Origin of the sequence: Streptomyces sp. P1-3 (genome assembly GCF_050613155.1) — a bacterium.
In the GTDB taxonomy this organism is placed as follows: Bacteria; Actinomycetota; Actinomycetes; order Streptomycetales; family Streptomycetaceae; genus Streptomyces.
Genome location: NZ_CP192512.1, coordinates 4,775,581 through 4,796,023, shown reverse-complemented (window position 1 = coordinate 4,796,023; position 20,443 = coordinate 4,775,581). Strand labels below are relative to the sequence as shown.

Genomic DNA, 20,443 nt, shown 5'->3' with positions numbered 1-20,443 from the left:
GTCGATACCGGCGGCCGCGACCGGCGATATCACGCCCTGTTCCGTGACGATCGCTGTCAGCAGCTGCGGCGGGACGACATCAAAGCCGGGGCTGTACGCCTGTGTGCCCAGCGGGGGCAACGGGAATCCCGGTTCCCGGCTCCGCTCTGGAAGGCGGAGCATACGGGATCGTGATGTCGGCCACCGCATGCCGGGGGGCCTTGTTCGATCTCGATGGACGCGCGGTCCTGGGTGCCGGGGCCCGCCATGCCGAGCGGGGCTACGGACGCGCTGGGCCCGGCCCGTAGCCCGGGCCTCCGTGGGACGATGGCAGCCGACGGGCCACCGCCGCACTCGGCGGGGCAGTGAGAAGGAGCGAAGATGAACGACTCCCCGGGCTGGGCGCCGCCCGGATCCTCCCCTTCCGACGAGCCCGACCGCGATGCCCGCGGCACGGACGAGGGGTCCGACCGGCCCGTGGTCCCGGAACAGCCCGTATGGGGCGCCAAGTGGGCCGAGCGGCAGCCGCCGGCGGGCCGCTGGTCCGCGTCGGGCGGCCCTCCCCCTTCGTTCCCGCAGCCGGCCGGCCCCGTGGACCAGGGGGCCCGGGGAGTCGCATGGACGCAGCCGTCACCGGTGGCTCGCCCCGGCGTCATCCCGCTGCGGCCGCTCGGCGTCGGCGAGATCCTCGACGGCGCGGTCTCCACCATGCGGGCCCACTGGCGCACCGTCCTCGGCGTCTCCCTCGTTGTCGCCGTCGTCACCCAGATCCTGGTGACCACCGCCACGGGCTTGTGGTTCCGGGACGTGTCCGGGCTGGACGCCCTCGACGACACCTCGGACCCGACGCTCCGCGAGACGCTGGACGCCATCGGCGGCTCGCTCGGCTCCAGCGGCGTCGCCCTGCTGCTGGGCATGCTCGGCACCGTCGTCGCCACGGCCTTGCTGACCGTCGTCGCCAGCCGCGCCGTGCTGGGCCGCCAGGTGACCACCGCCGACGCCTGGCGCAGCGCCCGGCCGCAGCTGGCCCGGCTGTGCGGACTGCTCTTCCTGCTGCCGCTGATCGTCGTCGGCGTCGCCGCCGCGGGCGTCACCCCGGGGATCCTGCTCATCGCGGCCGGGGCGGAGAGCGGCGGTGCCGCCCTAGCGCTCCTGGGCGGGCTCGCGGCCTTCGGTGTCGCCATCTGGCTGTGGATCCGCTTCAGTCTCGCCGCGCCCGCGCTGATGCTGGAAAAGGCATCGGTGACCACCGCCCTGCGCCGCTCCGCCAAGCTGGTGCGCGGCGCCTGGTGGCGCGTCTTCGGTATACAGCTCCTCGCTCTCCTCATCGTCGTCGTGGTCGAGGCGATCGTCGAGATCCCGACCAGCGTGGTCGCCATGGTGCTCGGCGGGGACAGCGCGGCGGACTGGCTGTCCGGTGAGGCCGCCTCCGTCGGCTGGACGTTCCTCGTGGTCATCGGGATCGGCGGCGTCATCAGCGCGACGGTCACTCTTCCGATCACAGCGGGAGTCACCGCTCTCCTTTACATGGACCAGAGGATTCGCCGCGAGGCACTCGACCTCGAGCTGGCCCGCGCCGCCCGCGTCGATTCCCCCGGCAGCGCAGAAAACAGCTCCGCGCACACCGTCGGCTCCACCCCCGGGAACTGACCGGATGACCACACCGGGCGGCACGGGGGCCTGCTCATGCTGCCCGCAGCGGACGACATACCGCTGACGGATTGGCCACTCGGCTCGGCCGACCGGACCGCGACCTCCCATGCGCCGCTGCGCCGCGCACCACGTCTCACCGTCATCACGCGCGAATGCCCTAAGGGCCGTGGCCGAGGCGGCAATTGAGGCAACGTCCGCTGAGGCATCGTCCGCTGTCGGCCCCGTCACGGTTTGACCGTCGAGGTCGTCTCGTCGTCATCGTTCGTCATCAAGGCCTTCGCCACCGGCCGCCGCGGCCGGGCTCACCACGCTCCTGACAGCCGCACCGCCCGACTGACGAAGCAACAACAGCGGTCTCTGGGCCGGTCCTTCGATGGGTGCCGAGGAAGGATGGCCTTTGCTCGCGCCTGACGGGGAGTCTGTGTTCCGTTAGAGATGCCGGGAGTCCGCCGAATGGACACCGCGAGCGAGCCGTCCGCAAGAATACAAAAAGGGCCCTGGTGGGGAACCGAAGTTCCCCACCAGGGCCCTAAAAAATTGTTCGGCGGCGTCCTACTCTCCCACAGGGTCCCCCCTGCAGTACCATCGGCGCTGAAAGGCTTAGCTTCCGGGTTCGGAATGTAACCGGGCGTTTCCCTAACGCAATAACCACCGAAACACTATGAAGATAACAACCGGACATGCTGTATTCAAAGAACAGCACTGGTTCATTACTTCAGAACCAACACAGTGGACGCGAGCAACTGAGGACAAGCCCTCGGCCTATTAGTACCAGTCAACTCCACCGGTTACCCGGCTTCCATATCTGGCCTATCAACCCAGTCGTCTACTGGGAGCCTTACCCTCTCAAGGAGGTGGGAATACTCATCTCGAAGCAGGCTTCCCGCTTAGATGCTTTCAGCGGTTATCCCTCCCGAACGTAGCCAACCAGCCATGCCCTTGGCAGAACAACTGGCACACCAGAGGTTCGTCCGTCCCGGTCCTCTCGTACTAGGGACAGCCCTTCTCAATATTCCTACGCGCACAGCGGATAGGGACCGAACTGTCTCACGACGTTCTAAACCCAGCTCGCGTACCGCTTTAATGGGCGAACAGCCCAACCCTTGGGACCGACTCCAGCCCCAGGATGCGACGAGCCGACATCGAGGTGCCAAACCATCCCGTCGATATGGACTCTTGGGGAAGATCAGCCTGTTATCCCCGGGGTACCTTTTATCCGTTGAGCGACGGCGCTTCCACAAGCCACCGCCGGATCACTAGTCCCGACTTTCGTCCCTGCTCGACCCGTCGGTCTCACAGTCAAGCTCCCTTGTGCACTTACACTCAACACCTGATTGCCAACCAGGCTGAGGGAACCTTTGGGCGCCTCCGTTACCCTTTAGGAGGCAACCGCCCCAGTTAAACTACCCACCAGACACTGTCCCTGATCCGGATCACGGACCCAGGTTAGACATCCAGCACGACCAGAGTGGTATTTCAACGACGACTCCACACACACTGGCGTGCATGCTTCACAGTCTCCCACCTATCCTACACAAGCCGAACCGAACACCAATATCAAGCTATAGTAAAGGTCCCGGGGTCTTTCCGTCCTGCTGCGCGAAACGAGCATCTTTACTCGTAATGCAATTTCACCGGGCCTATGGTTGAGACAGTCGAGAAGTCGTTACGCCATTCGTGCAGGTCGGAACTTACCCGACAAGGAATTTCGCTACCTTAGGATGGTTATAGTTACCACCGCCGTTTACTGGCGCTTAAGTTCTCAGCTTCGCCCCACCGAAATGGAGCTAACCGGTCCCCTTAACGTTCCAGCACCGGGCAGGCGTCAGTCCGTATACATCGCCTTACGGCTTCGCACGGACCTGTGTTTTTAGTAAACAGTCGCTTCTCGCTGGTCTCTGCGGCCACCCCCAGCTCAGGAAGTAAATTCCATCACCGGAAATGGCCCCCCTTCTCCCGAAGTTACGGGGGCATTTTGCCGAGTTCCTTAACCATAGTTCACCCGAACGCCTCGGTATTCTCTACCTGACCACCTGAGTCGGTTTAGGGTACGGGCCGCCATGAAACTCGCTAGAGGCTTTTCTCGACAGCATAGGATCATCCACTTCACCACAATCGGCTCGGCATCAGGTCTCACCCTTGTATGAGAGACGGATTTGCCTATCTCTCGGGCTACACCCTTACCCCGGGACAACCACCGCCCGGGCTGGACTACCTTCCTGCGTCACCCCATCACTCACCTACTACAAGTCTGGTCCGTCGGCTCCACCACTCCCCATCACTCCGAAGAGATCAAAGGCGGCTTCACGGACTTAGCATCGCCTGATTCAATGTTTGGCGCTTCAAAGCGGGTACCGGAATATCAACCGGTTGTCCATCGACTACGCCTGTCGGCCTCGCCTTAGGTCCCGACTTACCCTGGGCAGATCAGCTTGACCCAGGAACCCTTAGTCAATCGGCGCAAACGTTTCTCACGTTTGTATCGCTACTCATGCCTGCATTCTCACTCGTGAACCGTCCACAACTACCTTCCGGCGCTGCTTCACCCGGCACACGACGCTCCCCTACCCATCACAGTCCCCGTTGGGGGTATGTACTGCAATGACACGACTTCGGCGGTACGCTTGAGCCCCGCTACATTGTCGGCGCGGAATCACTTGACCAGTGAGCTATTACGCACTCTTTCAAGGGTGGCTGCTTCTAAGCCAACCTCCTGGTTGTCTCTGCGACTCCACATCCTTTCCCACTTAGCGTACGCTTAGGGGCCTTAGTCGATGCTCTGGGCTGTTTCCCTCTCGACCATGGAGCTTATCCCCCACAGTCTCACTGCCGCGCTCTCACTTACCGGCATTCGGAGTTTGGCTAAGGTCAGTAACCCGGTAGGGCCCATCGCCTATCCAGTGCTCTACCTCCGGCAAGAAACACACGACGCTGCACCTAAATGCATTTCGGGGAGAACCAGCTATCACGGAGTTTGATTGGCCTTTCACCCCTAACCACAGGTCATCCCCCAGGTTTTCAACCCTGGTGGGTTCGGTCCTCCACGAAGTCTTACCTCCGCTTCAACCTGCCCATGGCTAGATCACTCCGCTTCGGGTCTTGAGCGCGCTACTAAACCGCCCTATTCGGACTCGCTTTCGCTACGGCTTCCCCACACGGGTTAACCTCGCAACACACCGCAAACTCGCAGGCTCATTCTTCAAAAGGCACGCAGTCACGACCGTGCTCCAAAGAACACGGCGACGCTCCCACGGCTTGTAGGCACACGGTTTCAGGTACTATTTCACTCCGCTCCCGCGGTACTTTTCACCATTCCCTCACGGTACTATCCGCTATCGGTCACCAGGGAATATTTAGGCTTAGCGGGTGGTCCCGCCAGATTCACACGGGATTTCTCGGGCCCCGTGCTACTTGGGAAATAAGCAAGCAAGCCGCTAATGTTTCAGCTACGGGGGTCTTACCCTCTACGCCGGGCCTTTCGCATGCCCTTCGCCTACATCAACGGTTTCTGACTCGCCTCATGGCCGGCAGACCATGAAAGCTCACTCCCACAACCCCGCATGCGCAACCCCTGCCGGGTATCACACACATACGGTTTAGCCTCATCCAGTTTCGCTCGCCACTACTCCCGGAATCACGGTTGTTTTCTCTTCCTGCGGGTACTGAGATGTTTCACTTCCCCGCGTTCCCTCCACATACCCTATGTGTTCAGGTATGGGTGACAGCCCATGACGACTGCCGGGTTTCCCCATTCGGACACCCCCGGATCAAAGCTCGGTTGACAGCTCCCCGGGGCCTATCGTGGCCTCCCACGTCCTTCATCGGTTCCTGGTGCCAAGGCATCCACCGTGCGCCCTTAAAAACTTGGCCACAGATGCTCGCGTCCACTGTGCAGTTCTCAAGCAACGACCAGCCACCCATCACCCCCACACCTACCGTGCAGAGTTCACTGGGGCCGGCGTACCGAAGGCCGAGCAACGCTCGCACCCTCAGACACCCAACAGCGTGCCCGACACGATCCATCCCCTTCACTGTGTTCCACGCCGAAGCAGTACTAACAAGAAGAATCAAAACCGTGCCGAGTAGTCAACGTTCCACCCATGAGCTAACCGTGCGAGACATTCGCTCGCAGTCGGCCATATGCTCCTTAGAAAGGAGGTGATCCAGCCGCACCTTCCGGTACGGCTACCTTGTTACGACTTCGTCCCAATCGCCAGTCCCACCTTCGACGACTCCCTCCCACAAGGGGTTGGGCCACCGGCTTCGGGTGTTACCGACTTTCGTGACGTGACGGGCGGTGTGTACAAGGCCCGGGAACGTATTCACCGCAGCAATGCTGATCTGCGATTACTAGCGACTCCGACTTCATGGGGTCGAGTTGCAGACCCCAATCCGAACTGAGACCGGCTTTTTGAGATTCGCTCCACCTCACGGTATCGCAGCTCATTGTACCGGCCATTGTAGCACGTGTGCAGCCCAAGACATAAGGGGCATGATGACTTGACGTCGTCCCCACCTTCCTCCGAGTTGACCCCGGCAGTCTCCTGTGAGTCCCCATCACCCCGAAAGGCATGCTGGCAACACAGAACAAGGGTTGCGCTCGTTGCGGGACTTAACCCAACATCTCACGACACGAGCTGACGACAGCCATGCACCACCTGTACACCGACCACAAGGGGGCGACCATCTCTGGCCGTTTCCGGTGTATGTCAAGCCTTGGTAAGGTTCTTCGCGTTGCGTCGAATTAAGCCACATGCTCCGCCGCTTGTGCGGGCCCCCGTCAATTCCTTTGAGTTTTAGCCTTGCGGCCGTACTCCCCAGGCGGGGAACTTAATGCGTTAGCTGCGGCACGGACAACGTGGAATGTCGCCCACACCTAGTTCCCAACGTTTACGGCGTGGACTACCAGGGTATCTAATCCTGTTCGCTCCCCACGCTTTCGCTCCTCAGCGTCAGTATCGGCCCAGAGATCCGCCTTCGCCACCGGTGTTCCTCCTGATATCTGCGCATTTCACCGCTACACCAGGAATTCCGATCTCCCCTACCGAACTCTAGCCTGCCCGTATCGAATGCAGACCCGGGGTTAAGCCCCGGGCTTTCACATCCGACGCAACAAGCCGCCTACGAGCTCTTTACGCCCAATAATTCCGGACAACGCTCGCGCCCTACGTATTACCGCGGCTGCTGGCACGTAGTTAGCCGGCGCTTCTTCTGCAGGTACCGTCACTTGCGCTTCTTCCCTGCTGAAAGAGGTTTACAACCCGAAGGCCGTCATCCCTCACGCGGCGTCGCTGCATCAGGCTTTCGCCCATTGTGCAATATTCCCCACTGCTGCCTCCCGTAGGAGTCTGGGCCGTGTCTCAGTCCCAGTGTGGCCGGTCGCCCTCTCAGGCCGGCTACCCGTCGTCGCCTTGGTAGGCCATCACCCCACCAACAAGCTGATAGGCCGCGGGCTCATCCTGCACCGCCGGAGCTTTCCACCACCATGAGATGCCTCAAGTGGTCGTATCCGGTATTAGACCCCGTTTCCAGGGCTTGTCCCAGAGTGCAGGGCAGATTGCCCACGTGTTACTCACCCGTTCGCCACTAATCCCCCACCGAAGCGGGTTCATCGTTCGACTTGCATGTGTTAAGCACGCCGCCAGCGTTCGTCCTGAGCCAGGATCAAACTCTCCGTGAATGTTTTCCCGTAATCGGGATGCACACTCGCGTTGAGCGGAACCACCGGGAGGAATAATCCCAGTAGTTCACAGCGTCCTCGCTGTGTTTGTGTTTCTTCAAAGGAACCTCGTCCCAAACCATCAGGTTCGGAGACGGGGTATCAACATATCTGGCGTTGACTTTTGGCACGCTGTTGAGTTCTCAAGGAACGGACGCTTCCTTCGGATTCCCTCTCGGGCTTTCCTCCGGGCGCTTCCCTTCGGTCTTGCGTTTCCAACCTTACCAGATCCGTTTTCCGTTCCGTTTCCGGTCCGAATTTCATTTCCGGTGGCCGTTGGGGGCCTCGCCGTGGAGCGGCATTTGTTACCGCGTCTTTCGGCTTTCTCGACTTTATCAGAATCGCTTCGGCCGATCTAATCGGCTCTGCTTTCCCAACTGGTTCGAAGATGCCTCGCTGGAACGTCGTTCCCGAGCGAAGCGCTGTAGACACTAGCCGTTGCGACGGGACCTGTCCAGTTCCTCGCAACCGTTTGAATCTACCTCCCCATTCTACCTGTGTCAACAGGTTTCGGGGACGAAGAGCAGACTAGCAGGTCAGCGGCGTCGACGCACATCGCGGCGTCAGAAGCTCGAGGGCGGGATGTCGAGGTCTTCGAGTTCGATGCCGGGCGCGGACAGGACCACGTCGCCGGCGATGTGCACGCTGTACTGCTCCCCCGTGTCCAATGCGCTGACCTGGTATTCCTCCACCATCAGCGGGCCGATGTCAGCGGCGTGTGCTGTCCTGTCGAGCAGGGCCCAGGACTGGTCGAGGGTGCGTGGTGCGAGCACGGGGGCGGTGAAGGAGACGAGGCGGACTCGGGTGGCGGGGGCCCCGGGTTCCAGCCTCAGCAGGCGGGATGTCGCGACGAGGAAGGCCGGGGACGCGCCGGTGAAGGCCTGGGCGGGCACGTTGCCTTCGGTGGCGTGTTCGCCGCTCGGGTCGGTGCGGACCCAGGTGACGCCGTCGAGTGCGGCACCGCGGACCTGCCAGCCCCCGGCGTGGAGCTCAAGGCGGATGGGGCGGCCGCGTTCGTCGATGGTGAGGTCGACGGAGCCGACGGGGGTGCTTCGCGGGGCGGCACCGCCGGCCTCCGTGCCGGGAGGAACGGTGGGTGATGGGGCGGTGAGCTGCGAGACGTAGCGCCAGCCGGACGGGCCGATGGCGCAGTGGAAGTGCTCTTCTCCGAGAGGGGTGTGATCGTGCGGATCATGGAGCGAGTAGCGGCCGCGGGGCATGGTGGGGGTCCTTGACGGTACAGACGGGACAGGCCCCCGCTGGTGGGGCGGGGGCCTGCTGCCGGCTGCTCAGTGCGCCTGACGTGCGCTGCCGTGCGTCGGACGTCGAGGCGCGCTGGGCTCAGTAGCGGTAGTGCTCGGGCTTGTAGGGGCCCTCGACCGGGACGCCGATGTAGGCGGCCTGCTCCGGACGGAGCGTGGTGAGCTTGGCGCCGAGCGCGTCCAGGTGGAGGCGGGCGACCTTCTCGTCCAGGTGCTTCGGCAGCACGTAGACGTCGGTCGGGTAGGCCTCCGGCTTGGTGAAGAGCTCGATCTGGGCGATGGTCTGGTTCGCGAAGGAGTTGGACATCACGAACGACGGGTGACCCGTGGCGTTGCCCAGGTTCAGCAGGCGGCCCTCGGACAGCACGATGATCACCTTGCCGTCGGCGAAGGTCCAGGTGTGAACCTGCGGCTTGACCTCCTCCTTCACGATGCCCGGGATGGCGGCGAGGCCGGCCATGTCGATCTCGTTGTCGAAGTGGCCGATGTTGCCGACGATCGCCTGGTGCTTCATCTTGGCCATGTCGGCGGCCATGATGATGTCCTTGTTGCCGGTGGTCGTGATGAAGATGTCGGCGGTCTCGACCACGTCATCGAGGGTGGCGACCTGGTAGCCGTCCATCGCCGCCTGGAGGGCGCAGATCGGGTCGATCTCGGTGACGATGACGCGGGCGCCCTGGCCGCGCAGCGACTCGGCGCAGCCCTTGCCCACATCGCCGTAGCCGAAGATGACCGCGACCTTGCCGCCGATGAGGACGTCGGTGGCGCGGTTGATGCCGTCCACCAGGGAGTGCCGGCAGCCGTACTTGTTGTCGAACTTCGACTTGGTGACGGCGTCGTTGACGTTGATCGCCGGGAAGAGCAGCGAGCCGTCGCGGTGCATCTCGTAGAGACGGTGCACGCCGGTCGTGGTCTCCTCGGTCACGCCGCGGACCTCGGAGGCGAGACGCGTCCACTTCTGCGGGCTCTCGGCGAGGGTGCGGTTGAGGAGCTCCAGGATGACGCGGTGCTCGTCGTTCTCGGCGGTCTCGACCGCCGGGGCGGCACCGGCCTTCTCGTACTCGACACCCTTGTGGACGAGCAGGGTGGCGTCACCGCCGTCGTCCAGGATCATGTTCGGGCCGCCGGTCTCCGTGCCCGGCCAGGTCAGCGCCTGCTCGGTGCACCACCAGTACTCCTCCAGGGTCTCGCCCTTCCAGGCGAAGACCGGGACGCCCTGGGGGTTGTCCGGCGTACCGTTCGGGCCGACCGCGATGGCGGCCGCCGCGTGGTCCTGGGTGGAGAAGATGTTGCAGGAGGCCCAGCGCACCTGCGCGCCGAGCGCGACCAGCGTCTCGATGAGAACGGCGGTCTGGACGGTCATGTGCAGCGAGCCGGTGACACGGGCGCCCGCGAGCGGCTGAGCGTCGGCGTACTCGCGGCGGATCGCCATCAGGCCGGGCATCTCGTGCTCGGCGAGGGTGATCTCCTTGCGGCCGAAGGCGGCCAGGGAAAGGTCGGCGACCTTGAAGTCCTGGCCGGTGGCGGCGGTGGTCATGGGGTTGTCCTCCATGGTCATCGGGTTCGAGCGAGAGTGGTCTCGGCTGGGCATGCGACAGCGGGCCGGTGCGTGGTGCGTCGGCACACAGGTGTCGCCCGCGTATGTGACGTACACAGGTGACCGTGGCGTCCGTGACGTACTTGCGTACGCACGACCGTGTCGACGCGTGCGGGTCGCCATCGCAGCGCAGTCCGTCGGAGGCCCTCTCTCCCTCGGCCGGTCCATGATCGGACCGCCCGACCGCCATCAGCAGCGACGTCTGGCTCTGGTCACGAATCTACACCGGTGGGTCTGGTGAACCCCAGCCCGTGGGGCGCTCTTCGGCCGGACGCTTTGCTCGCGGCTACGGGTGTTGCAGGATGCCGCCTAGCGCCGGGGCGGACGGACGCACATCCCGGTGCTCCATGAGGTGTAAGGAGAACGACGTGACCAGTCCAGCCGATCCCCCCGAGGGCGCGGGGACCAGCGGGCCAGGCCTGAAGTTGGTGGCGGTGACGGCCTGCCCTACGGGCATCGCCCATACGTACATGGCGGCGGAGAAGCTGGCCCAGGCAGCGGAGTCGCTCGGCCACGGCATGAAGGTGGAGACGCAAGGCTCGATCGGGGCTGAGAACGTCCTGTCTGACAACGATGTCATGCGGGCTGACGCCGTGATCGTCGCCGCCGACAAGGACGTCGACAGGGGTCGGTTCATCGGGAAGCGGCTGCTCGTGGTGGGGGTCGCCGAGGGTGTCCACCATCCGGAACAGCTGATCGAGCGGGCGCGCAGCGCGCCGGTGTACGAGGGTGCGGCGCAGCAGTCGGGCGGGGGTGCAGCGGGTTCGACACGGGCCTCGGGCGTCGGTGCGGGGGTCGGGGCGTCCGCGGCGGGGGGCGCCGTCGGGCCTGGCGGGGGCGGGCAGCGCGGCGTCACCTACAAGGCGCTGATGAACGGCGTCTCGTACATGATCCCGTTCGTCGTGGTCGGCGGACTGCTGATCGCGGTCTCGCTGGCCCTCGGCGGCCACACGACGCCCGAGGGCATCGTCATCCCCGAGGACTCGGTGTGGAAGAGCGTCAATGACATCGGGGTCGTCGGGTTCGCGCTCATGATCCCGATCCTGTCCGGCTATATCGCGTACGCGATCGCGGACCGTCCCGCGCTCGTACCGGGCATGGTCGGCGGCTGGATAGCGGCGCACGGGGAGCTGTACGACAGCGAGGCGGGCGCGGGGTTCATCGGTGCGATCGTGACCGGCTTCCTGGCCGGCTACCTGGTGCTGTGGATCAAGAAGGTCCGGGTTCCCCGGTTCGTCCAGCCGATCATGCCGATCATCGTGATCCCGATCGTGGCGACGACGGTGCTGGGCCTGTTCTTTGTGTATGTGATCGGCGAGCCGATCTCGTGGCTGTTCGAGCACCTCACCGACTGGCTGGGCGGCCTGACGGGGACGAGCGCGGCGCTGCTCGGCATCGTCCTGGGCTTGATGATCGCGTTCGACATGGGCGGCCCGGTCAACAAGACCGCGTTCCTCTTCGGGGCGGGGCTCGTCTCCAAGAACCCCGAGGTGATGGGGATGTGCGCGGCGGCCATTCCGGTTCCGCCGCTGGGGCAGGGGCTGGCGACGCTGATCCGGCGCAGGTTCTTCGACGAGCAGGAGCGGGAGACCGGGTTGGCCGCGCTGTTCATGGGCTTCTTCGGGATCACCGAGGGAGCCATTCCGTTCGCGGCCGCGCGCCCGGCCCGGGTCATTCCGGCGAACATGCTCGGCGGGGCGGCCGCGGGTGCCGTGGCGGGTATCGCGGCGATCGAGGACAACGTGCCGCACGGTGGGCCGATCGTCGCGCTGCTCGGTGCCGTCGGCGGCGTGCCGATGTTCTTCGTCGCCGTCACGATCGGTACGGCGGTGACCGCCGTGACGACAGTCGCGCTGATGTCGATGGGGCGACGGGGGACGGGGAGCGGGGACGGCGAGGCCGGGGGTTACGGAACCGTTGACTCCGGCTCGGTGGGTGCCGGTGCGGTGGGTTCCATTGCGGTGCGTGCCGCCGCGGTGGGCGGTGATGCGGTGGGCGGTGATGCGGTGGGCACCGCTGCGACGGGCGCCCGTTCTGCGACGGGCGCCGGTTCGGAGGGCGGAGGTCCGGTGGCTGTGGCCGCGGTGGCTGCGCCGCAGGTCGTGGCCGATGCGGCGGGTGCGGCCCACGAGGTGCTTTCCGGGTATCTCACCGCGCGGACCGTCAAGGAGGAGCTGGCTGCCGAGGAAAAGGACTCCGCCATACGGGAGATGGCCGAGCTCCTGGCCGCGGACGGCAAGGTCGCGGATGTCGGGGAGTTGGTCCGGGTCGCGTTCGCGCGCGAGGAGCAGGGCAGCACCGGGCTCGGCGAGGAGATCGCCGTTCCGCACGCGAAGACGGACGCGGTGACCGCGCCGGTCGTCGGGTTCGCGCGATCCGCCGAGGGCATCGAGTGGGGTTCGCTGGACGGTTCGAAGGCCCGGCTCATCTTCATGATCGCGGTTCCTGAGGCCGCGGCGGGCGACGAGCATCTGCGGATTCTGGCGTTGCTGTCGCGAAAGCTGATGGACGGCGGGTTCCGGGAGCGGTTGCGGGCGGCGGCGGGGGTGCCGGAGATCTTGGGGGTGTTGGGGGAGATTCGGTAGCGGTGGGGATTCGGTAGCGGGTGGGGGTGGGGCCGGGGTGCGGGGTACGGGGTGGTGGATGTTCCCCAGCCCCGCCCCTTCCCGAAACCGGGGGCCGGCCCCCGGGCCCCGGGGTGCCCAAGGTTCGAGGGGCCCCTGGAGTACACGGAGCCGGCGCGCGGCCGCACCCCGGCACGGGGAGTCGCGGGGCCGGGGTGCCGGCGCGCGGCCGCACCCCGGCACGGGGAGTCGCGGGGCCGGGGTTGCGGAGCCGGGGATTGCAGGGCCGGGATTGCGGAGGCGGGGATTGCCGAAGCCGGGGTTGCGAGGCTGGGATTGCGAGGCCGAGGTTGCGGAAGCCGGTGCCGGTGGCCATCCGGCGGTGGGAAGCAGAAGGCCCCGAGCGCGGCCGGTGTCGGTCCGGTCCTGCTCGGGGCCCTCTGGTGCGGGTCAGGCGTCGGGGGCGGCGGGCGGGGTCGCCGAGGCGGCCTCCGCGCTGAAGATGTCCGGCTCCAGGTAGATCACCCGCGCGATCGGCACGGCCTCACGGATGCGGGCCTCCGCCTCGTCGATGGCCCGGGCCACCATCTCCGCCGTGTGGTCGTGAGCCACCGCGATCTTCGCGGCGACGAGCAGTTCCTCCGGGCCCAGGTGGAGCGTGCGCATGTGGATGAGGCCGGTGACGGTGTCGCCGTCCACCATCGCGTCGCGGATCTTCGCGACCTGGTCGACATCGGCCGCCTCGCCCAGCAGCAGGGACTTGGTCTCCGCCGCGAGCACCAGGGCGATCAGTACGAGCAGCACGCCGATGCACATCGTGCCGATGCCGTCCCACACGCCGTCCTCGGTCAGCAGCGCGAGGCCGACGCCGCCGAGTGCGAGGATCAGGCCGACGAGGGCGCCCAGGTCCTCGAGCAGGACGACCGGCAGCTCGGGCGCCTTGGCGCGGCGTACGAACTGGGTCCAGCTGAGGCCGCCGCGGACCTCGTTGGACTCCTTGATGGCCGTACGGAAGGAGAAGCTCTCCGCGATGATCGCGAAGACGAGGACGCCGACCGGCCAGTACCAGTCGTCGATCTCGTGCGGGTGCTTGATCTTCTCGTAGCCCTCGTACAGCGCGAAGACGCCGCCGATGGTGAACAGGACGATGGAGACGAGGAAGCCGTAGATGTAGCGCTCGCGGCCGTAGCCGAACGGGTGCTCCTTCGTCGCCTCCTTCTGCGCCTTCTTGCCGCCGAGGAGCAGCAGCGCCTGGTTGCCCGAGTCGGCGACCGAGTGCACGCCCTCGGCGAGCATCGACGACGAGCCGCTGAACGCGAAGGCCACGAACTTACCCACCGCGATGGCCAGGTTGGCGCCCAGCGCGGCGACGATCGCCTTGGTTCCGCCTGATGCACTCATATGTGCCGCAAATCCCTTCCGCCCTGTGGCAGCTCCGCCTCACGGCGCCTTTGCTGTTGCTTTACCGCTTCACGGCGGGACATTGTTGCAGGCGTCCGGCGGGGCTCCGCGCGGGCGCGGGGGTTCAGAGGGGTTTCAGAGGGCGACCGTGGCGCGGAAGAGGGTGCCGTCCCCGGCCGCCTCGACCCGCTCGCCCGCCGGGACGTAGGCCGATTCTCCGCGTGCCAGGGTCAGTTCGCCGGGCCCTTGCCCGGTCCCGGTCTCGGCGGTCCGGACCGTACGCAGCCGGACCGTCCCCGACGCGCACAGCAGGATCTGCGGGGCGCCGGACGGCAGCGGGTGGCCGGCCGCACCCTCGGTCAGGACATAACGGGAGATCCGGAACTCGTCGATCGGCGTGGCGTACAGTTCCTCGCCGTCCGCGTCGGCCTCGGGCCGCAGCACCGCCGGGGCGCCGGAGTCGAACCGGACGACACGCAGCAGCTCGGGCACGTCGACGTGCTTCGGCGTCAGCCCGCAGCGCAGCACGTTGTCGGAGTTGGCCATGATCTCCACGCCGAGGCCGTCGATGTAGGCGTGCGGCACGCCCGCGCCGAGAAAGAGCGCCTCGCCGGGCTGGAGGCGCACGTGGTTGAGCAGCATGGCGGCGATGACGCCGGGGTCGCCCGGGAAGTGCCGGGCCAGGGAGGCATACGCGGCGTAGGCGTCCGCGTACGGGCCGCCGAGCGCGCTGAGCCGCTCGGCCGCGTGCGCCGCCGCCTCCACCGTCTCGGCCATCGCGTCGCGGTCGGCGGTGAGGACGGCGGTGAGGAGTTCACGCAGCGCGTCCGACTCCGGGTGGGCGTGCAGGATGTCGACATACGGCTTGAGGGAGTCGACGTCGAGGGCGGCCAGCAGTTCGGCGGTCTCGTTCGGGTCCCGGAATCCGCACAGGCCAGTGAAGGGCGTGAGGGCGCAGATCAGTTCCGGCTTGTGGTTGGCGTCCTTGTAGTTGCGGTGCGGCGCGTCGATGGGCACGCCGCGCGCCTCCTCGTCCGCGTAACCCGCCGTGGCCTGGGCGAGGTCGGGGTGCACCTGGAGCGACAGCGGGGAGTCGGCCGCGAGCACCTTGAACAGGAACGGCAGCCGCGGTCCGAAACGCCGCACCGCCTCCGGGCCGAGTTCCCCTTCGGGGTCGGCCGCGATGACGTCGCTGAGCGCGGCCGGGCCCGTACCGCGGTCGATACGGGAGGGCGCCCCCGGGTGCGCGCCCATCCACAGCTCTGCCTGCGGTTCGCCGGTCGGCCGCGCGCCGAGGAGTTCGGGTATGGCGGTGGTGGAGCCCCAGGCGTAGGGGCGCACGGTGTTCGCGAGGCGGTCCATGACGTGTGGGTTCCTGACTCTTACGGGTACGTGCTGTCGCACCTTGCGTAGCTCTTGCACCCTTGCGCACTTTTGTATCTTTTGCATGCCTTTGCGCGCGCGGGGCTCGGAGCTCGCGCCGGGCGTGCGGGCGGTGCGCGGGCGTGAGGTACGAGACGTCAGGCCGTGCTCAGCCGCCGTGCCGGCGCCGCGGGCACGGCCGACGGACGGACCGGCCGTGCCCTCGCCCTCATGATCTCTCTGCCGAGGCGAGCGACAGGTAAACGGCGGCGAAATCCGCGATGGCGAGGAGTTCAGCGGCGGCCTCCAGCTGACTGCCCTCGGCGGGTTCCAGTTCGCTGACGGGAGTGTCGTGGGCGAGTGCGAGCTCGCGGGCGGTCGGCGCGGCGGAGAACGCCGTCACCGGCTGGTCGCGGAAGAGCACGACCCGGGCGTGCAGGGCCTCCGGCTCCTCGACGCGGTCCCGGAAGAAGTCATCGGGGTTGGCTCCGCCCGCGAACGCCCCGGTCAGCAGCGTGCCGTGCGCGGCCAGCGCCCCGGGCAGCTCGGCGACCAGTGCCGGGCGCCCGGCCAGGGCGGCGAGCAGCCCTGCGAAGCGGCGCCCGGCGGCGCCCGCGACCAGCCCCTCCGTCCAGATCAGGGGCAGCGCGCCGGCGAGTTCGGCGGCGAGCGTCTTGGCGGGGTTGCTGTAGGTGGCGATGGCCGGGCCGCACCGTTCCGCGACCCGGTCCAGGCGGTCGGCGACCTGCTCCAGGGCCGAGGGCGGCGCGGCGATCAGGCCGATGCGGTCGACCAGGACCAGGAGCGGGGTGAGCAGCGCCCACAGGGTGCCGGGGAGCGCGGGCCCGGTCGTCTCACCGGGTGCGGTGCCCAGCGGGTCCTCCGCGTGCCCGGTGCCGTGGTGGCCGGGGTGCGGCGGGTGGGCCGCGTGGGGCGGCGCCTCGGGGCCGGATCCGGAGCCGGTGTCGGGGCTCGGGCCCGGGCCGGGGCCGGGGCCGGGGCCGCCGGGCTGCCATCCGGGCCCCCGCGGGTCGAGGGCGCCTGCGGCCGGTTCGGTGGCGGACGCGGCCGTCGCTGCCTCGTCGTCGTACGGTCCTGTCGCGTACGGGGCGGCGTACGGCGACATCGCCATCGGGACCGCCAGCCCGCGCGCCTGCTCCACGGCCTCCGTCAGCGGCGAATGGGCCGGAGCCACCGCCACGATGTTGCAGCCGCGGCGGTACGCCTGCTCGACCAGCAGCGGAAGCCCTGGTTCCGTGCCGTCCGGCGTCGCGATCAGCAACAGGTCCATCGGCCCGGCCCAGCCCGGCAGCGTCCAGCGCAGCGCCCCCGGTGCGGGTGCCACGCCGGTGGGACCAATCAGGCTGACGGGGCAGCTGCCCCCGGTGAGCGCCGCGAGCAGGTCGGCGGTGCAGCTTCCGGCGGCGCCCGGCCCGGCCACGTGGACGGCGCGCGGCCGGCCGTCCGGCTGGAGGCTCGGGATCCCGGCCTCCGCGGCGTGCCGGGCTGCGGCACGGACCCGGGCTCCTGACTCGGCCGCTCCGCGCAGGAGCCCGCGCGTGTCGGCGCGGGCGAGGGCGTCTGGGGCGTCGAGGAGGGATTCGTCAAGCATCGTGCTTCGGCCTCCGATCGCCGTGGCTCGGTTTTCCGATCGCGGGGGCTCGTGGGCTGGGGTCCGGCCGGTCCGGCCCGGCCGGTCCGGCCCGGCTGGTCCGGCCTGGCCGGGTCCGGCTCAGGTCCGGTCCGACCGGGTCTGGCTCGGTCCGGTCTGGCTCGGTCCGACCTGGTCCAGTCCGGCCCGGTCACGTCCGGTCCGGCCGGCTCCGGTCCGCTCGGTCCGGCCGGGTCCGGCTTGGTCGTGGCCGACGCCGGCGCGTTTCGACTGGTTCGTATCCGACTGTTCACATCCGGCTGGATCGCGCCCGACTGCTTCGCGTCCGCCGGTTCTCGGGCTGCTTCGTGTCGGCCGGTTGCGGAAGCCGCCGGAACGAGTCGGCGGTCAGGCCGGGCGGCGGGCCTCGTCCACGAGCAGTACCGGGATTCCGTCCCGTACCGGGTAGGCGAGACCGCAGCCCTGGCCGGTGCACACCAGCTCGGAGGTCTCCTCCGTCTCCGGCGCCTCCGGCCCCGGCTCCTCACGCAGCGGGGCGTGGCACGCCGGGCAGGCGAGGATCTGCAGAAGGCCGGCTTCGAGCGGCATCGGCGCTGTCCCTTCGGGAGTGGATTCGGCGTCGTCAGCGTACCGCTGGGGCGGGTGGGGCGCGGCCCGGCGGGTGCATACGGGCCGGGGGCGCGGGGGCGGGGCACGTCGGGTGGCGTCTCCCCAGCCCCGCCCCTTCCCGTAACCGTGGGCTCCGCCCCCCGGACCCCCGGGGACCCGGCAAACTCGGGGAGCCCTCGGGCCAGAGGCGAAGCCCTGGCCCGGGGCTGGAGCCCGGGCCCGGGGGCAGGGCGGGGGCGGGCAGGTCCGGGAACCCGGAGGGGGGCCAGGCCCCGGACGGAGCCAGGAGACCCGGGGCGAAGCCGGGGCCCGGTGACGCGGCGCCCCCCGGAGAGGGCCAGGCCCGGAGATCCAGCCCCCGGAGAGGCCAGGGGACCGGGGGAATCCGGCATCCCGTGGCGCCCTCCGAGAGGGCCAGGGCCCCGGGACCCGGCCCCCCGGGGAAGGCCGGGCCCCGGGAAGAAAGGCTGGGACCCGGGGGGGGAGGGCGCCGCCCCGCCCCCGGCCGACCAGGCCCCGGGGAAGGCCGGGCCCCAGGAGGAAAGGCTGGACCCGGGGGAGGGTGCCGTACCGCCCCGCCCTCGGCCGACCAAGCCCCGGGGAAGGCCGGGCCCCGGGAAGAAAGGCTGGGACCCGGGGGGAGGGCGCCGCCCCGCCCTCGGCCGACCAGGCCCCGGGGGGAAATCGGCTGCCCAGAGAACCCGGGGCGCGAGGGTCAGGCGCGGACGATTGCCAGGACCTCGTCCCGTACGCGGGCCACCGTCTGCGCGTCGCGTGCCTCCACGTTCAGGCGCAGCAGCGGTTCCGTGTTGGAGGCGCGGAGGTTGAACCACCAGTCGCGGGTGGTGACGGTCAGGCCGTCCAGCTCGTCCAGCTCGGCACCCTCCCGGTCGGCGTACGCGGCCTTCACCGCCGCCGCGCGTCCTGCCTGGTCCGCGACCGTGCTGTTGATCTCGCCGGAGGCGGCGTACCGGTCGTACTGCGCCACCAGCTGCGACAGCGGACCGTCCTGGCCGCCGAGCGCGGCGAGGACATGGAGGGCCGCGAGCATGCCCGTGTCGGCGTTCCAGAAGTCGCGGAAGTAGTAGTGGGCCGAGTGCTCGCCGCCGAAGATCGCGCCCGTACGGGCCATCTCCTCCTTGATGAAGGAGTGGCCCACGCGGGTGCGGACCGGCCTGCCGCCCTGCTCCCCGACCACCTCGGGGACCGACCACGAGGTGATGCAGTTGTGGATGATCGTGCCGCCGGGGTGCTTGGCCAGTTCGCGGGCGGCGACCAGTGCGGTGATCGCGGACGGTGAGACGGGCTCGCCGCGCTCGTCGACGACGAAGCAGCGGTCGGCGTCGCCGTCGAACGCCAGGCCCAGGTCGGCACCGGTCTCGCGGACGCGGGCCTGGAGGTCGACGATGTTCTTCGGGTCGAGCGGGTTCGCCTCGTGGTTGGGGAAGGTGCCGTCGAGCTCGAAGTACATCGGCTCCATTTCGAGCGGCAGGCCCTCGAAGACGGTGGGGACGGTGTGGCCGCCCATGCCGTTGCCCGCGTCCACGACGACCTTCAGCGGCCGGATGGCGGTCAGGTCGACCAGCTTGCGCAGATGGGCCGCGTAGTCGGCGAGGACGTCGCGCTGGGTGATGGCGCCGGGAGTGGCGGCGGGCGCCGGGGCTCCGGCGGCGGCCCACTCCTCCACCAGGGCGCGGATTTCGGCGAGGCCGGTGTCCTGGCCCACGGGGGCGGCACCGGCCCGGCACATCTTGATGCCGTTGTACTGGGCCGGGTTGTGGCTCGCGGTGAACATCGCGCCGGGCAGGTCGAGCTGCCCACTGGCGAAGTAGAGCTGGTCGGTGGAGCACAGACCGATCTCGGTCACCTCGGTGCCGAGCGCGGCGGCACCGCGCGCGAAGGCCCGCGAGAGTCCGGGCGAAGAGGGGCGCATGTCATGGCCGACGACGATCGCCGCCGCCCCCGTGACCCGCGCGAACGCGGCACCGAAGAGTTCGGCGAGTGGCTCGTCCCACTGGTCCGGGACCACTCCCCGCACGTCGTACGCCTTCACGATCTGCGACAAGTCGGGCACAGCCCACCCCTTCTGGAGGTTCTCGAGGTCACCTGGAGAGGTCTCCACGGTCACCCAAACCTACCCGCAGGGGCTGTGCCGGAACTGTGCGGCCGACGCGCGCCGCGCGCACGTGCCGTAGGTCCGCCATGGAACATGCCACGCACCCCGCGGTCCGCCGGGCGCGGTACTCGGCTCAGGAGTCGGGCGAGCGCAGCACCCGCAGATGGCCGCGGCGTACGCCCGCCGGGTCGGACTCCCGGCCGCCCGGACCGGCGCCTCCGGGGCCGCCTCCGGCCGCGCGCTCCTGCGGGCGGGCGGCTTCCCGTACGGCGTTGGCAAGGGCTTCCAGGTCGTCGCCGCTGGGCCGGGCCGGGCCGTTGTCCATGGCCAGCCGTACGACCTCCCAGCCGCGCGGCGCGGTCAGCCGCTCGGAGTGCTCCGAGCACAGGTCATAGCAGTGGGGCTCGGCATAGGTGGCGAGCGGTCCGAGGACGGCGGTCGAATCCGCGTAGACGTACGTCAGCGTCGCGACGGCGGGGCGGCCGCACGCGGTGCGCGAACAGCGACGTACAGGGCTCACGACGTTGGACGGTACCGCACTCTTGAGCGGGCCGCGACGACTCCCCACC

Annotated in this window: 10 protein-coding genes and 3 rRNA genes; 2 read left to right on the top strand and 11 right to left on the bottom strand. The window is 68.1% G+C overall.

What is annotated here, in order from left to right; all coding sequences use genetic code 11:
- Window positions 1–360 precede the first annotated feature (360 nt).
- Window positions 361–1,629, top strand: a complete 1,269-nt coding sequence (locus ACQUSR_RS20810) for a hypothetical protein (RefSeq protein WP_431044092.1) — start codon at window positions 361–363, stop codon at window positions 1,627–1,629.
- Between the two features lie 542 nt (window positions 1,630–2,171).
- Here ACQUSR_RS20810 and rrf read toward each other — a convergent pair.
- From rrf to ahcY, 5 genes are all read right to left on the bottom strand, one after another.
- Window positions 2,172–2,288: ribosomal RNA gene (rrf, locus tag ACQUSR_RS20805) — 5S ribosomal RNA — on the bottom strand.
- An 89-nt stretch (window positions 2,289–2,377) separates the two neighbouring features.
- Window positions 2,378–5,502 (bottom strand): 23S ribosomal RNA (locus ACQUSR_RS20800).
- Window positions 5,503–5,783: 281 nt separating this feature from the next.
- A 16S ribosomal RNA gene (locus ACQUSR_RS20795) occupies window positions 5,784–7,312 on the bottom strand.
- The 16S, 23S and 5S rRNA genes sit together here, the layout of an rRNA operon.
- A 602-nt stretch (window positions 7,313–7,914) precedes the next feature.
- On the bottom strand, window positions 7,915–8,571 hold the full coding sequence (locus tag ACQUSR_RS20790) for a hypothetical protein (RefSeq protein ID WP_431044091.1): 657 nt from the start codon (window positions 8,569–8,571) through the stop codon (window positions 7,915–7,917).
- Window positions 8,572–8,692: 121 nt separating this feature from the next.
- Window positions 8,693–10,150 (bottom strand): adenosylhomocysteinase, encoded by a 1,458-nt coding sequence (ahcY, locus tag ACQUSR_RS20785; RefSeq protein ID WP_431044090.1) that lies wholly within the window; start codon window positions 10,148–10,150, stop codon window positions 8,693–8,695.
- A gap of 428 nt (window positions 10,151–10,578) precedes the next feature.
- Between ahcY and ACQUSR_RS20780 the strand changes: the two genes are divergently transcribed.
- Window positions 10,579–12,795: a fructose-specific PTS transporter subunit EIIC gene (locus ACQUSR_RS20780; RefSeq protein WP_431044089.1), complete on the top strand. Its 2,217-nt coding sequence runs from the start codon at window positions 10,579–10,581 to the stop codon at window positions 12,793–12,795.
- 429 nt (window positions 12,796–13,224) lie between these two features.
- On the opposite strand, the gene ACQUSR_RS20775 is transcribed toward ACQUSR_RS20780, so the two are convergent.
- The 6 genes from ACQUSR_RS20775 to ACQUSR_RS20750 form a co-directional block, all read right to left on the bottom strand.
- Window positions 13,225–14,175, bottom strand: coding sequence for a cation diffusion facilitator family transporter (locus ACQUSR_RS20775; protein WP_431044088.1), 951 nt, complete (start codon window positions 14,173–14,175; stop codon window positions 13,225–13,227).
- Window positions 14,176–14,310: 135 nt separating this feature from the next.
- Window positions 14,311–15,537: a mannose-6-phosphate isomerase, class I gene (gene manA / locus ACQUSR_RS20770; protein ID WP_431044087.1), complete on the bottom strand. Its 1,227-nt coding sequence runs from the start codon at window positions 15,535–15,537 to the stop codon at window positions 14,311–14,313.
- Between the two features lie 229 nt (window positions 15,538–15,766).
- Window positions 15,767–17,149 carry an SIS domain-containing protein gene (locus ACQUSR_RS20765; RefSeq protein WP_431044086.1) on the bottom strand — a complete coding sequence of 461 codons (1,383 nt, stop codon included), beginning with the start codon at window positions 17,147–17,149 and terminating at the stop codon, window positions 15,767–15,769.
- A 387-nt stretch (window positions 17,150–17,536) separates the two neighbouring features.
- Window positions 17,537–17,737, bottom strand: coding sequence for a Trm112 family protein (locus tag ACQUSR_RS20760; RefSeq protein WP_431044085.1), 201 nt, complete (start codon window positions 17,735–17,737; stop codon window positions 17,537–17,539).
- A 736-nt stretch (window positions 17,738–18,473) separates the two neighbouring features.
- Window positions 18,474–19,832, bottom strand: coding sequence for a phosphomannomutase/phosphoglucomutase (locus ACQUSR_RS20755; protein ID WP_431044084.1), 1,359 nt, complete (start codon window positions 19,830–19,832; stop codon window positions 18,474–18,476).
- Window positions 19,833–20,007: 175 nt separating this feature from the next.
- A complete protein-coding gene (locus ACQUSR_RS20750; RefSeq protein WP_431044083.1) occupies window positions 20,008–20,442 on the bottom strand; it encodes a DUF3499 domain-containing protein in 435 nt (144 codons plus the stop codon).
- Between the last annotated feature and the right edge of the window lies 1 nt (window position 20,443).